14 protein-coding genes are annotated in these 13,891 nt (G+C 68.7%); 7 read left to right on the top strand and 7 right to left on the bottom strand.

Annotation, left to right across the window (positions count from 1 at the left end):
* The first annotated feature begins 41 nt into the window (after positions 1 to 41).
* Positions 42 to 1,385, top strand: coding sequence for a neutral zinc metallopeptidase (locus tag HBE64_RS16310; RefSeq protein ID WP_167104253.1), 1,344 nt, complete (start codon positions 42 to 44; stop codon positions 1,383 to 1,385).
* Here the strand turns inward: HBE64_RS16310 and HBE64_RS16305 are convergent.
* Entirely contained in the window at positions 1,382 to 2,056 is a 675-nt protein-coding gene (locus HBE64_RS16305) for a helix-turn-helix domain-containing protein (protein WP_167104250.1), read from the bottom strand. The genes HBE64_RS16310 and HBE64_RS16305 overlap by 4 nt on opposite strands.
* 152 nt (positions 2,057 to 2,208) lie before the next feature.
* Between HBE64_RS16305 and HBE64_RS16300 the strand changes: the two genes are divergently transcribed.
* Positions 2,209 to 3,024, top strand: a complete 816-nt coding sequence (locus tag HBE64_RS16300; RefSeq protein ID WP_167104247.1) for a class I SAM-dependent methyltransferase — start codon at positions 2,209 to 2,211, stop codon at positions 3,022 to 3,024.
* Positions 3,025 to 3,028: 4 nt separating this feature from the next.
* Here HBE64_RS16300 and HBE64_RS16295 read toward each other — a convergent pair whose 3' ends face one another.
* From HBE64_RS16295 to HBE64_RS16280, 4 genes are read right to left on the bottom strand one after another with little or no spacing between them, the layout of a single operon-like run.
* Positions 3,029 to 4,057: a nitronate monooxygenase gene (locus HBE64_RS16295; protein ID WP_167104244.1), complete on the bottom strand. Its 1,029-nt coding sequence runs from the start codon at positions 4,055 to 4,057 to the stop codon at positions 3,029 to 3,031.
* A complete protein-coding gene (locus tag HBE64_RS16290) occupies positions 4,054 to 5,466 on the bottom strand; it encodes an MmgE/PrpD family protein (protein ID WP_167104241.1) in 1,413 nt (470 codons plus the stop codon). Before HBE64_RS16290 ends, HBE64_RS16295 begins: the two co-directional genes overlap by 4 nt.
* Positions 5,463 to 6,068 (bottom strand): muconolactone Delta-isomerase family protein, encoded by a 606-nt coding sequence (locus HBE64_RS16285; RefSeq protein ID WP_167104238.1) that lies wholly within the window; start codon positions 6,066 to 6,068, stop codon positions 5,463 to 5,465. Before HBE64_RS16285 ends, HBE64_RS16290 begins: the two co-directional genes overlap by 4 nt.
* Positions 6,069 to 6,115: 47 nt before the next feature.
* Positions 6,116 to 6,823, bottom strand: coding sequence for an SDR family NAD(P)-dependent oxidoreductase (locus HBE64_RS16280; protein ID WP_167104235.1), 708 nt, complete (start codon positions 6,821 to 6,823; stop codon positions 6,116 to 6,118).
* Positions 6,824 to 6,974: 151 nt separating this feature from the next.
* On the opposite strand from HBE64_RS16280, the gene HBE64_RS16275 reads away from it, so the two are divergent.
* From HBE64_RS16275 to HBE64_RS16255, 5 genes are all read left to right on the top strand, one after another.
* Positions 6,975 to 7,904, top strand: coding sequence for a LysR family transcriptional regulator (locus HBE64_RS16275; RefSeq protein WP_167104232.1), 930 nt, complete (start codon positions 6,975 to 6,977; stop codon positions 7,902 to 7,904).
* A 114-nt stretch (positions 7,905 to 8,018) separates the two neighbouring features.
* Positions 8,019 to 8,453 (top strand): hypothetical protein, encoded by a 435-nt coding sequence (locus tag HBE64_RS16270; RefSeq protein ID WP_167104229.1) that lies wholly within the window; start codon positions 8,019 to 8,021, stop codon positions 8,451 to 8,453.
* 89 nt (positions 8,454 to 8,542) lie between these two features.
* Complete coding sequence (locus HBE64_RS16265) at positions 8,543 to 9,547, top strand: NAD-dependent epimerase/dehydratase family protein (RefSeq protein ID WP_243841342.1); 1,005 nt, start codon at positions 8,543 to 8,545, stop codon at positions 9,545 to 9,547.
* 19 nt (positions 9,548 to 9,566) lie between these two features.
* On the top strand, positions 9,567 to 10,244 hold the full coding sequence (locus HBE64_RS16260; protein WP_167104223.1) for an SIMPL domain-containing protein: 678 nt from the start codon (positions 9,567 to 9,569) through the stop codon (positions 10,242 to 10,244).
* Between the two features lie 159 nt (positions 10,245 to 10,403).
* Complete coding sequence (locus HBE64_RS16255; RefSeq protein ID WP_243841341.1) at positions 10,404 to 12,524, top strand: SpoIIE family protein phosphatase; 2,121 nt, start codon at positions 10,404 to 10,406, stop codon at positions 12,522 to 12,524.
* On the opposite strand, the gene hypB is transcribed toward HBE64_RS16255, so the two are convergent.
* Both hypB and HBE64_RS16245 read right to left on the bottom strand, forming a co-directional pair.
* Positions 12,519 to 13,283 carry a hydrogenase nickel incorporation protein HypB gene (gene hypB / locus HBE64_RS16250; RefSeq protein ID WP_167104217.1) on the bottom strand — a complete coding sequence of 255 codons (765 nt, stop codon included), beginning with the start codon at positions 13,281 to 13,283 and terminating at the stop codon, positions 12,519 to 12,521. The genes HBE64_RS16255 and hypB overlap by 6 nt on opposite strands.
* A 23-nt stretch (positions 13,284 to 13,306) precedes the next feature.
* Positions 13,307 to 13,642, bottom strand: coding sequence for a hydrogenase maturation nickel metallochaperone HypA (locus HBE64_RS16245; RefSeq protein WP_167104214.1), 336 nt, complete (start codon positions 13,640 to 13,642; stop codon positions 13,307 to 13,309).
* Positions 13,643 to 13,891 lie beyond the last annotated feature (249 nt).

The raw sequence follows: 13,891 nt of genomic DNA, 5'->3' as shown, positions 1-13,891 counted from the left end.
TACGGGACGCATAATGCGTGGTTTCTGGCTAATGTTCGCGCATGCGTGCGCGTGTACTGCCCGTTGTCGCGGTGGCAATCCTGGTGGCCGGCTGCGGTGGTTCGAAGACGGTGACGGCCACGCCGGTGTCGCAGGCGCCGCCGTCCAGTGACATCACCATCCACGGTGACGCCTCGACGCCGGTGAACAAGATCGCCGTCGCGGCGATCGCCGATCTGCAGAAGTACTGGGGCGATGAGTTCCCCAAGCTGTACGGCAGCGACTACAAGCCGGTCGAGGGCGGCTTCTACGCGGTGGTCCCGTCTTCGGGCGATCTGCCGCCGTGCGCCGCCGATGCCAGCGAGATCGCCGGCAATGCCTTCTACTGCTCGACCAAGGACGATGTCGCCTGGGATTCCGAGAAGCTGCTGCCGGAACTGCAATCCAAGTTCGGTGATTTCGTCATCCCCATCGTGCTGGCCCACGAGTGGGGTCACGCGGTGCAGGCCCGCTCGAACTTCACCGCCCGCACGGTCACCAAGGAACTTCAGGCCGACTGCTTCGCCGGTGGGTGGGCCAAACACGCCCAGGACACCGGACTCTTCAAGGCCAACGCCGCCGAACTGGACACCGCGCTGGCCGGCATCCTCGACCTTCGAGACTCGCCGGGCACCAGCAAGATCGACCCGTCGGCACACGGCAGTGGTTTCGACCGCGTCGGTGCTTTCCAGGACGGATACGACAACGGGCCCACTGCCTGCAAGGCCTACCGCGACGACAACCCGGTGGTCGTCGAACTGCCCTTCAACGACGCTCAGGACGCGGCCAGCGGCGGGGATGCGCCGTACGACTCCATCATCAACGGGGTGCCCTACGACCTGGAGGACTACTGGAGCCAGGTGTACCCGGAGCTCACCGACGGCGGGAAGTGGTTACCGCTCAAGGGACTCGAGCCGTTCGACCCGGCCAACCCGCCCACGTGCGGCGGCAACTCCACCAAGGACTACGCACTGTTCTATTGCGTCCCCGACGATTACATCGGCTGGGACAACGTCGACGCCATGCCGACGGTGTATCGCCAGGGCGGCGACTTCGCGGTGGCCACACTACTGGCCACCCAGTACGGCCTGGCCGCGCTGACGCGGGCCAACGACAAGTCCGACGACAAGACCCAGTCGCTGCGCGCAGACTGCTTCGCGGGCGCCTACACCGCCAGCGTGGTGCTCGGAAACCGTTCGCAGACAAGCAGTTTCCGCATCTCGCCCGGAGACCTCGACGAGGCGATCACCGCGCTGCTGGTGTTCCGCGGCGACGGTGACGTCAACCGCCAGGGCGCCGGGTTCGAGCGGATCCGGCACTACCGCGACGGCGTCATCAACGGCGCCGAATCCTGCCTCAAGAACTAGGCGGGCCGCGGTACCGCGGCGATCTTGGACTGGCCGATCCACTCGGGCAAGGCCTTGCGGGCGGCCGCGTCACCCGAGACGGCGGTGCGCCCGTCGAGCAGCGCCCGCGACCATGACACGTCGCCGCGCCAGATCTCGGTGAGGGTGCGCAGGCTCGTCTTCACTGTGGCGGCGACGTCGTATCCCGGGTCGAAGTCACAGACGTCGGCGTGACCCTCGGTGACCACCAGCCACCACCGCGACGCCTTCGGGGCGACGCCGTCGAGTTCGAAGGCCACGGTGGTTCGGGCCCGCGGCCAGCTGTCGATCGGGATGTTGCGCTGGACATCCCAGAACAGCAGGTGCGGATCGAGGTCGTCGTCGCCCATCTGCGGAATCCAGCGCACCCCCCACGCGCCGATGGCGTCGACCACGCCTGCCAGCTCACGGCCGCACTCGGTCAGGCTGTAGGTGGCGCGCCCGTCGATCTCGCTGCGCTGCACCACCCCGGCGCGCGCCAGCGACTTGAGTCGCTTGGACAGCAGCGCCGGTGACATCTTGGGCACGCCGCGGCGCAGGTCGTTGAAATGCGCACTGCCCTGCAGCAATTCGCGCACCACCAGAAGCGTCCAGCGCTCGTCGAGTAACTCCATCGCCTTGGCGACCGGACAGAACTGCCCATAGCCCGACATGGCGTGCTCCTTTCCGCGGTCCTTCCAGTACACGCCTTCACGGCGACCGTGACTAGTACAGATCCTGTACTGCATTCGGTTCACTTCCGGCACTGGAACCGCGTCGCCGCCGCGCGCACGATGAGATCAGCACTTCGAGAGGGGAGAACACCATGAGTGCAACAACTGTCGACCGTGAACTCGAGGCCCGGCATCGGGCACTGTGGGCGCTGGGAGATTATCCGGCCGTCGCCGACGATCTCGTCGCCCCGCTGGGAGCCGACCTGGTGGCGGCTGCCGATATCCAGCCGGGACAGCGGGTTCTCGACGTTGCGGCCGGTACCGGCAACGCGGCGTTCGCCGCTGCCGCGGCCGGCGCCCGCGTCATCGCCAGCGACCTGTGCCCGGAACTACTGGCGCACGGACGGAGCCTGCCTGACCGGCGCGGCGTGGATGTCGAGTTCCGCGAGGCCAACGCCGAGGCGCTGCCGTTCGGCGACGCGGAGTTCGACGCCGTCATGTCCTGTATCGGGGTGATGTTCGCCCCGCACCATCAGCAGGCGGCCGACGAACTGGTCCGAGTGTGTCGGCCCGGCGGCCGGATCGCCGTGCTGAGCTGGACGCCCGAGGGTTTCATCGGGCAGATGTTCGCCACGCTCAAGCCGTATGTGGCGCCGCCGCCGCCCGGTGTGCAACCGGCTCCGCTGTGGGGTGACGAAACCCATGTCCGGGCGTTGTTCGGTGACCGTGTCGAGTACATTGACCTGCGGCGCGGTGAGCTGGCCGTCGACGCCTTCGCCGACGGTGCACGCTTCCGGGACTACTTCAAGGTCAACTACGGGCCGATGGTGTCGGCCTACCGGTCCATCGATGACGCGGACAAGGCCGCTGCACTCGACGCGGACCTGGCCGCACTCGGTGACCGGGCACTGGCCGATTCACCGGCGATGCAGTGGGAGTACCTGGTGGTGACCGCCCGGCGGCGCTGAGGATTCAGACCTCGGCTACCAGGTGGGTCAGGATCTGCGCCGTCGGCTCCTCGGTGATGTGGCGAAATCCGGTGCCGGCCCACAAATGCAGCAGATCGGGCCTGCCGGCGGCCGCTGCGGCCTTCCGCAGCGCACTGGTGAGGTGGTGGATCGCCGGATAGCCCAACGGGGCGTCGGCTTCGTGGGCGTCGATGAAGCTGTTACGCACGCCGCGGGCGGGCCGTCCGGTGAACGCCTGCGTCACAACCGTTTCGGTGTTCGCGGGGTCGGCCAGCGCCGCCCGGTGGGTTGCCGAGGCTCCGCTTTCCGCACTGCGGAGCAAGGCGGTACCCACGGCCACGGCCGCGGCACCGGCGTGTAGCGCCGCAGCCACGTCGCCGGCGCTGGCAATGCCGCCGGCGGCTATCACCGGCACGGCGACGCGGTGAACGACCTGGGCGACCAGATCGGTGAGCGGCACCTCAGCGGGGCGTCGGGCGGGCGTCAAGGTACCCGAATGTCCTCCAGCAAAAGCGCTTTGGACGGCCAGCGCATCGACTCCCGCGTCGGCGGCCAACTGTGCCTCAGCCGCCGACGTGACGGTCTGGATGACGAACGTTCCGGCCGACTGCAGGCTGGTGATCACCGCACGGTCAGGAATTCCGAAGGTGAAGCTGACGACCGGAACGGGGTCGGTGCGCAGCTGGTCGATCTTGGCTTCGAAGGCGTCGTCGTCCTCGATCGGTTCGGCAGGCAGCGTGAGCCCGAAGCGGTCGGCCTCCGGCTGCAGCGACGCGGCGTACGCGCGGTATGCCTGCCTGTCCACCGCAATGGTGTTCGGCGCGAACACGTTGACACCGAACGGCACCCCCGCCGCACGCAGCTGCCCGACCTCGGCCTGCACCGCTTCTGGCGTCTTGTATCCGGCGGCGAGGAAACCGAACGATCCGGCTTCGGCCGCGGCAAGCACCATCGCGACGGTGGTGGGTCCGCCCGCCATGGGTGCGGCCACGACGGGCAGGGAAACCCCCAGTGAGGACAATGGCGAGTTCATCGGGGTTCCCCTGGTGCGAAGCCGGTCAGCAGATCCATCAACGCGGGCACCGTGATGTCGTCGAGGTGCGCGACGGCCGCGACGATGTCGATGCGCCGCGGCTCCCCGACGCGGGGTGCGGCGAGCCAATGGAACTTCTCGATTACACGATCCCATGTCATGGGGTGGCTGGGTGCTCCCTCGAAGTCGTCCTGGTCGCGGGTGATCCGGTGTCCGTCGCGCAGTGTGATCGTGACGCGTACCGGGGTATGACTGGGGTAGCGCGCGGTGAGCGCGGCGTCGGCGCGCACGGTCACGCGGCTGAGCAGGTCCTGGACATCGGCTCGGCGGATGCGGCCGGTGTCGAGTTGGTCAGGGCCGACCTGCCCGTCGATGAGCGCCGCGGCCACAAGGTACTTCAGGTTGTAGTCCGCCTGCTCCTTGGTTCGGGGCGCATCCTTGTCGCCGAAGCTCCCGCCGCCTGCGATGTCGTAGGCGGTCTGGAAGGTGTCGACCCGGACGGTCTCGACGTCGCTGTGCCGGACACCGTGCTCGGCGGCGAGCGCGAGCACCGCGTCGATGGGCGCCTGGCCGTGGATCAACGCGCAGTATTTCTTGAGGTAGGTGTGTTCGACCGCGCCCAGTGTGGGCTCGTCGAGCCGGAGATCGATGTGTTGGCCGAACAGGTGCTCGAGGCCATTGGGTCCGTCGATGAGCCCGCGCGGCCCGGTGACACCACGCTGAGCCAGGGCGGCCGCGTATACGGCGCGCTGTGCGGTGATCCCCGGCGAGATGCCTTTCCAGTGGGACACCGGCTCGGAGTGGATGGCTGCCACCGAGACGTTGTCCGCAGCGGCCATCGCGATCGCGTCGGCGGTCTGCGCGGCGCTCAGACCCAGCAGCCTGGCCGATCCCGCCGCCACCGACATGGCCAGCTGCAGCGCATGGTTGAGACCGTGCGCCATGACCGGCACGGACTGCGAGAACCGGCACTGCACTTCGTAGGCGACGGCAAGCGCCAGTAGGAACTCAGATCCGGTCGCCGCTGTGCTCTCGGCCACCGACAGCAGTGCGCCGAAGTTGTCGGCCGGATGGCACAGTCCGCCGGGGGTCAGGAAGGTGTCGAGCAGATCGACGTAGCGCACCGCGACAGAGTTGAACAGCGCGGCTTGATCCACACTCGACCAGCCGCCACCGATCAGTCGGGCTCGCGGCCTGGCGCCCACGGCTTCGATCTGGTCGCGCACCGCCCGCACGGTCTCACCGTCGAGGGCGGCGATCGCGCAGGCGATGCTGTCGAGGACATTGCGGCGCAACAGCGCCGCGGCGCCGCCGGGAATGTCGGCCGGCTCGGCAGACACCACGAAATCGGCCAGCGCGTCGACGGCGAATCGTCTCGAGGCGGTGGTCGTCGCCGACACGGTGCTCATGATCGGACTCCCTGCGGGTCGTTGGGGTGCGGGGTGAGCGGTGTCGTCTCGACGGTCATCCACACGTGCAGAGGCAGCGACTCGAGGGTCGCCGACAGCTCGGACCGGTCCCGCCCGCTCCACAGACCCCACGTCCGCCACTGGCCCGGAGCGTTCGGTGGTGTCCACAGCCGGACCAGCCTGCCCTCGCCGGCGAGCTCGCGGGCGTGGATCGCCTCCTGCCTTTTCAGTTCGCCGACAACGTCATCGGTCGTCGCGGGCGGAACGGTGATCGTCAAACTGGTCAGGAACTCCTGATCGTGGCGACCCCGCGTGGACCGCGGATCGTTGGGATGCGGCGCCAGCGGTGTCACCGCGTCGGTGCGCCAGACATGCAGCGGCATCGACGCCAAGCTCTCGTCGAGCGCCCGGTCGCCGTCGGCGGCGAACAGTCCGATCGTGCGCCATTCACCCGGCGCCAACGGTGGCCGCCACAGCCGCAAAACCGTTCCGTCAGCGGCGAGTTCGCGAGCGCGGGCCGCCTCGCGGGTGCGGATGTCCTCCACCGTCTCCGGTGGGGTGCCCGCCGGGACATGGGTGGTCATGTCGACCAAGAACTCCATGGCAAGTCCTTCTCATCAGTTCTGCGCGTTGATATTGCGTTGATATTTCAATGCCCGGCGCTCTGGCCGCCGTCGACGTGCAGCACCTCGCCGGTGACGAACGGTGCGTTCTCCAGATAGACGACCGCATCCACGACGTCGTCGATGTCGCCGAGCCGGCCCACCGGGTGCAGCGCCGCCAGGGCGGCGTGGGTCTCCGGCGGGTGCATGGGCGTGCGGATGACACCGAGCGCCAGGGCGTTGACCCGGATGCCGCTCCCGGCGTACTCGATGGCCAGCGACTTGGTGACTGCGCTCAGGCCGCCCTTGGTGAGGGAGGCGAGGGCGGAGGGCACTTGGGAATTGGCATGGTCGACAAGGCTGGTCGAGATGTTCACGACATGTCCTCCCTCGCCGCCGGCGAGCATCGCGGCGACGGCGCTGCGCGTGACGTCGAAGAATCCGCGCAGGTTGACTCCGGTGACAGCCGCATAGTCCTCGTCGGTGTAGTCGGTGAACGGTTTGGCGATGAAGATCCCGGCGTTGTTGACCACCGTGTCGACCCGGCCGAATGCGCTCAGCGCCGCGTCGACGATCCGCCCCCCGGTGCCGGGCTCGGCGATATCGGCGGCGACATTGCACACCATCGGATCGTTCGACTCGTCGATCGAGCGGGCCGTCGCGACGACCGCGTATCCCAACTTGCGGTATGCCGGAACGAGTCCCGCGCCGATGCCTCTCGACGCTCCGGTGATGATGGCGACTTTCTGACTCATGGAACTGCCCTCCGTATTCATTGGCCCAACAGATCAGCGGCCCAACAGGTGTAACCATCGTCAGCCGCACACATGTCCGCCGGCCACGACCAATCTCCTCGCTGCTGAGAGGTTCAACCTCGTACGGATCGGCGGGAACTACGATGGGTCCGTGGAGCTGCGCCAGCTGCGCTACTTCGTCGCCGTCGCCGAGGAACTGAACTTCGGCCGGGCGGCGGCTCGGCTGCACATCGCCGGGCCCTCGCTGTCCCAACAGATCAAGGCGCTCGAGCGCGATCTGCACGTCCCGTTGTTCGACCGCGATCGGCGATCGGTGGTTTTGACCGCTGCCGGGGCGGCCCTGTTGCCGAAGGTGCGGGAGTTGCTGGCCCATGCCGACGAGTTGCGGACGCAAGCCGACGGGCTGGCCGACGTCGAGCCGGTCCGGCTCGGGTATGTCAGCTGGTATCCGCCGGATCTGGCCCAGCGCACCGCCGGTGTGGCGCAACTCCGGATCGACGCGTGGGTGCTGCCGTCGCATACCCAGGCGACGCGCGTCGCGGAGAACACCATCGATCTGGCGATCTGCTGGCTGCAGCGCCAGGAACTCGACGAACACGGTCTCGAGGCCAGGCTGCTCGGGATGGATGTTCTCTATGCGGTGGGGCCGGACGCGGGCGCCGGGACGGTCGACGCCCGGGATACGGTCGTCCTGCTTGACGCGGACACCGCCAATTGGTCGTCGTGGAACAGATACGCCACCCAGTTCGCGCACGACACCGGCGCGCGAATGGTGCGGATCGATGACGGTGGCATCACCGGACCCGCGTTCTTCGAACATGTTCGGCGGCTGCGATGCCCGGTGCTCAATTCGCCCAAAGACAGAATCACGCCCATCCCAAAGGATCTCGCGCGGATCTCAGTGGTCAGACCCCAGCCGGTGTGGACTTGGTCGCTGGTATCGCGCCGAGACGAGAACCGGCCCACCGTGGCCGCCGTCGTCCACGCGCTGACCACAGACATCGGTGATCTGCAGACCGCCGAGGGGCCGTCGTGGCTACCTGCCGACGATCCCCACCGGTCGGCTCTGCGCATCGGCTAGGAATTCGGGAACAGCCGCGGGAACAGGTCGTGGAGTCGTTCGCGCACACCGGGTTTCGGCTCGGGTGCACCCGGCCGGAGGACCGGTGGTGGCGCCAAGGTCGATGCCGTCGCCGTGACGCTGGAGAAGGGCGGTGCTGGGGCGGGCTTGACGGAGGCCGACGGTGACGGGGCCACCGCGGTGGTGGTCGCCGCGGCCGTCGTCGGGGCAGCGGGCGTCGGGACGGCTGACGGCCCTGCGGGCTCCGCGGAGCGGTTGGCCATCGCGATCACCGCGGCCACCAGAGTCGCCAGGGCAACCATGCCCAGCGCGCCCAGCACCACCGAGGTCCAGCGGCGCTGCGGAGTGAAGTCGGGTAACTCCGTCTCGCTCAGCGGTACCGCCGACGACCATGCCGCGTCGAGTGCGTCGGCCGCAGCGCTGACGTCGTTGCCGGTGCCGAGATACAGCGGCCGGGTGGTTGCCGTCGCCGGTGTATCGGTCGTGGTCTGGTCAGTGGTCGACGAAATGGTGCTCAGCCTCCGCAGTATCGGACCCCGCCGATCCTAGTGAACGGCGCCGCCCCGGTCATCCCGCACGGGCGGTGAACAGATTCTCGACATTGTCTTTTCAGCTGCTCATGGGGCATGCTGCCGGACGTGGCGCGTGCGGACAAACTGGTGATCGGGGCGAGCGGCTTCCTCGGGTCGCATGTGGCGCGTCAGCTCGTCGAACGCGGCGACACCGTGCGAGTGATGCTGCGCAGCACCAGCTCCACCCGACCGATCGACGACCTGCCCGTACAGCGCTTCTACGGCGACATCTTCGACGACGACGCGCTGCGCACCGCGATGGCCGGCTGCGACGTCGTCTACTACTGCGTCGTCGACACCCGCGCCTACCTGCGGGACGCCGCGCCGCTCTACCGGACCAACGTCGAGGGCCTGCGCCACGTGCTCGACGCCGCCGTCGAGGCCGATCTGCACCGCTTCGTCTTCACCAGCACCATCGGCACCATCGGGCTGGGCGACGGCGGCACCGTCGACGAGAACACCCCGTTCGACTGGGGTGCGAAGGCGGGGGACTACATCCGGTCTCGGGTGCAGGCCGAGGAACTGGTGTTGAGCTACGCCCGGGACAAGGGTCTGCCCGCGGTCGCGCTGTGCGTGTCCAACACCTACGGGCCCAGGGATTGGCAGCCCACCCCGCACGGTGCGCTGGTGGCCGCCGCGGCCTTCGGGAAGTTGGGGTTCTACATGGCCGGGATGGCGACCGAGGTGGTCGGCGTCGTGGACGCCGCGCAGGCACTTGTGCTGGCCGCCGAACGCGGCCGGGTCGGGGAGCGCTACATCGTCTCGGAGCGGTTCCTGCCCTATCGCGAGCTGTACGAGACCGCCGCGCAGGCCGCGGGGGTGCCCGCGCCCCGGTGGGGAATTCCCAAGCCGGCGCTGCGCGCCGCAGGGCTCCTCGGCGGCGTGGCGGCGGCGCTGACCCGCCGCGACCTGCAGCTGACACCGACCTCGGTGCGGTTGATGGACATCATGGCGCCGATGGACCACGGCAAAGCGGTCCGTGAACTGGGCTGGCAGCCGCGCGACGTGCACGAGTCGATTCGCGATGCCGTGGAGTTCTTCATCCGGCGGCGACGGGAGCATGTCGGCTGATCTCTCTAGGGTGGGCCGCATGACTGATGTTGCGATCAACGTCCGCGGCGCACACTCGGTGACGCTGGCACCCGAACTCGGAACCGTCCACGCCACGCTGGCGCTGGAGGGCCCGCAGCCCGAGCCGGTGTTCCGGGCCGTCGCCGCCGCGCTGGCGGAGGTCAAGGCCGCCCTCGAAGGACGCCACCATCCCGAGGACGGCCCGGTGACCAGGTATTCGGTGGACCAGGTGCGGGTGAATTCCTACCGCCCGTGGCACAAGGACGGCAAGAAACTACCCCTGGTCCACGCCGCCTCGGTGACGGTCGAGGCCACCTTCGCCGACGTCGACGAGCTGGCCACCTGGGTGTCGTGGGCGGCCGGCGTCGACGGGTTGTCGATCCATCACATCGAATGGGAGTTGACCGAGACCAGCCGGCTGCGTGTGGAGCGCGACACCCGGCAGCGGGCGGTGCAGGAGGCGCGCAGGCGTGCCCAGGACTATGCCGACGCTCTGGACCTCGGCGCGGTGACCGTCCGCAGCGTCAGCGACCCGGGCATGAACCGGCCCGCGCCGGTCGCCAGGGCCGCCATGCTCGCTCAGGGGGCGCCGTCGGCCGACGGCCCCGCCGAGTTCGTGCTGTGTCCGCAGGATGTGGAGGTCAGCGCCGAGGTGGAAGCCACTTTCGTCGTCGAAAGACCGCCGACGACAACATGATTCGTCTACTGAGGGCACCTGCTCCGGGTGGTGCCGAATCACTCGGGTGGTTCGGCTGCGCCCGCCGTACAGCTATGACTAGGCTCGGCGGGTGCTCTTTTCGTTCGCCGAGTCGTCGAAGGGTGAGCCTGTTTGACCGGCGCTAACCGTCAGGACCGTGTGGGAGCGGCATCGGGTCTGTTCGGTTGGGTAGCTCTGGCCTACGTCGTCGGGGCCGTCCTGTCGTGGCAGACGTTAGGCGGCGGCGTCGGTCCGGCGTTCTTCCCCGCGGCCGGGGTGACGGTGGCCGCGATGCTCCTGACGCGCCGGTCGCTGTGGCCGGTGATCGTCGCTGCGATCGTCGTCGCCGAACTTGCCGTCGATCTGCGCTACGGCGCAGGCTGGCCCGCGGCGGCCGGCTTCGCCGCGGCCAATGTGGTCGAACCACTGGTCGGCGCATCGGTGGTGCACCGATGGTGCAAGGGGCCGCCCGATCTGCGCCGGCGTGATGACCTGGCCCGCTTCGTCGCCGGGGCCGGGGTGCTGGGTCCGCTGGCGGGCGCCCTGATCGGCGGGCTCGTCACCGTCGCGATCCGTGACGGAGCGTGGCTACCGTCGGCCGTGCTGCACTGGTGGGCAGGCGACGGCATCGGCGTGCTGGTGATCGGCGCACCAATTCTCCTGTGGCCCAAGCAGAGTCACATTCTCGCCGCCCGCAAGCTCGAGACGGCCCTGACTCTGCTCGCTACGGCGGCGCTGTCGGTGGCGGCGTTCGCCACCGCCGTACCGCCGGCGCTTTTCCTGCTGCCCGTGATGGCGTGGGCGGCCTTTCGGCTCGACGTCCTCGGTGCCGCGCTGGCCGGAGCGGTACTGGCCCTGGCCGCCAACGTCATGACCGACGCCGGCTACGGCACCTTCGCGCAGCTGGACCTCCCGGCGCCCGGGCGGCTGGCGGTTGCCCAGGCCTTCATCGCGGTCGTCGTCCTGGTATCGATGCTCATCGCCCAGGAGGCCGCGGGCCGGGTCGCCGCGGTCAGGCAGCAGCAGGCCGAACGGCGCGAACGGCTGCGCCTGGAGACGCTGGCCCGGCTCGGCCAGCTGCTGTCCGGCGCGCTGACCCAGGAGCAGATCGGCGACGCGGTGAAATCGCAGGTGCTCAACGACGCCGGCGCTGCAGCGCTCAACTTCGGACTGGTGTCACCGGACGGAACCCGACTCGAGTGGGTGACGATGGCCGGATATCCGGAGCCGGTCGTAGCCAGGTTCGGTCGCGGGGTGTCCCTCGACGAACAGATCGCGGCCTGCGAGGTCGTCCGCACCGGGCAGCCGGTGGTCATCCGCAGCGAGGCGGACTACCAGCGCAGGTATCCCGACAACGCCGCGTGGCTGGCGGCCAGCGGAGCCGTCTGTACGGTCAGCTGGCCGCTGACCGGCGGTGGCAAGTCGATCGGGGCGCTGGTCCTGGTGTGGGACCGGCCGCAACCGCTGGACACCGCCCAACTGGCCTACGCGTCGGCGGTGGCGACGATGATCTCCCAGGCGCTGGTCCGCGCGCGGGTCTACGCCGACGAGCATGCCCGCGCCGCCGTCCTGCAGGCCGCGGTGCTGCCGAGCAGCCCGGCGGCGATCGACGGTATCGACGTGGCGATCAGCTACGAACCGGCCGATGCGGTGCACGGACTGGGTGGCGACTGGTACGACGCCATGGCTCTGCGGCAGGGCCGCACCTATGTGACGGTCGGCGATGTGGTCGGCCACGGACTGCCCGCGGTGGAGGACATGGCCCAACTGCGCAGCGCCGCCCGGGCGATGGCGCTGCAGGGACTCTCCCCGGCGCGGCTGCTCGGTGAGCTCAACACGTTTACCCGGCATGCCAGCCACGGCAAGTTCGCCACCATGAGCGTCGCGATCTTCGACCCCGGCGACAGGTCACTGTCCTACGCCTCGGCGGGTCACCCGCCGCCGCTGCTGCGCCGGGCGGCCACCGGGGACGTCGTGCGGCTTGCCACCGGCCACGGTCCGGTCCTGGGCCCGGTCGAGGACATCAGCTACGCCCAGGGCTACACCAAGCTCGCCGACGGCGACATCGTGGTGCTCTACACCGACGGCCTCATCGAACGGCGCGGCCAGGACATCGAGACCGGAATCCGGTGGGCGCAGCGGCTGATCCAGGACTGGGCGGCTGACGAACCGCTGCAGCAGGCATGTCAGCGGCTCTCGCAGACCATGGCCCCGGCGCCGCGCAACGACGACGTGTGCGTGGTCGCGGTCCGGTTCAGCCTGGGCAGCGCGGCGTCATGACTTCGCCGCGGTGAATTTACGGATCCAATCGAACCAGGCCGCCATCCCCGCACCGGTGCGGGCGCTCACCGGCAGGATCGTCGCCGACGGATTCACTTGCCGCACATGGGCGATGTAGGTGTCGACGTCGGCGTCGAGATGGGGCACCAGATCGATCTTGTTCAGCAGCACCACGTCGACCGAGCGGAACATCACCGGGTACTTCAGCGGCTTGTCCTCGCCCTCGGTCACCGAGTAGACCATCGCCTTGGCGTGTTCACCGACGTCGAACTCCGCAGGGCACACCAGGTTGCCGACGTTTTCGATGACCACCAGGTCCAGGGTGGGCAGGTCGAGGCCTTGCAGGGCCCGGTTGACCATCGGGGCGTCCAGATGGCATTCCCCACCGAAACCGTTGTTGGTGTTCAGCAGCGAGATCTGGGCGCCGCGGCCACCGAGGCGGGCGGCGTCGATGTCGGTGGCGATATCGCCCTCGATGACGCCGACGGCGATGTCACCGGCAAGCTCGTCGAGCGTCGCCGCCAGCACGGTGGTCTTGCCCGAACCCGGTGAGCTCATCAGGTTCAGCGCGCGGATGCCGTTGGCCTGGAAGGCCGACCGGTTGATGTCGGCGCGGGTGTCGTTCTCGGCGAAGATCGACTCGAGGACCTCGATCCGTTGCGAACCGGTGCCGTACCCGCTGTGGTCACCGTGGTCGTGGTCGTGGTCGTGGTCGTGGTCGTGCGCGGTGCCGTCGTCGTGGCGGTGAAATCGACCCATGGTGAAGACCTTTCGCTCGTCGATCAGGACACGTCGAGGGAGGTCACCATGAACTCATTGCCGCGGACCACCTCGACATCGGCGCTCTCACACTGCGGGCAGCTGACCGACCACCGTGAGGTGATCTCGGACTGCTTCCCACATCCGCGGCAATGGACTTCGGCGGTGACCCACTCCAGCACCAGCTCGGCCTCGGGCATGCTTTCGTGTTCGCGGACCATGCTCCAGCAGAACGACAGTGACTCCGGCACCACCTGGCGTAGCGCGCCGATCTGAACGTGCACCACGTCGATGCGCCGGTCCTGGGCGTACGGCCTGACCACTCCGGCGATCGCATGGCACAGCGACAATTCATGCACCGTCGGCCACTACCCCTTCACCCCAATCACCCCGGATCGTGCAGGCCTGCACCTTACGTCCGGCGCGGCGCGGATCGGGCCTGTTTGGGGGCGGAAAAGCGCAGGATTTTGGTGCCGGAATGTGATTGTGGTCATAGGGGTCCGGGACTACCGTGAGTGGCACTTGCCCGCGCTGACAGCCCACCTTCGCGGGTAGCCGTGTCATCGCTGCGGAGGTTCATGAGCACCTTTCTACCCCTGCGGCCGGTG

The sequence above is a fragment of the Mycobacterium sp. DL592 genome (assembly GCF_011694515.1).
GTDB lineage: Bacteria > Actinomycetota > Actinomycetes > Mycobacteriales > Mycobacteriaceae > Mycobacterium.
The sequence above is the reverse complement of the archived record's forward strand: the minus strand, read 5'-3'. Positions and strand labels throughout refer to the sequence as shown.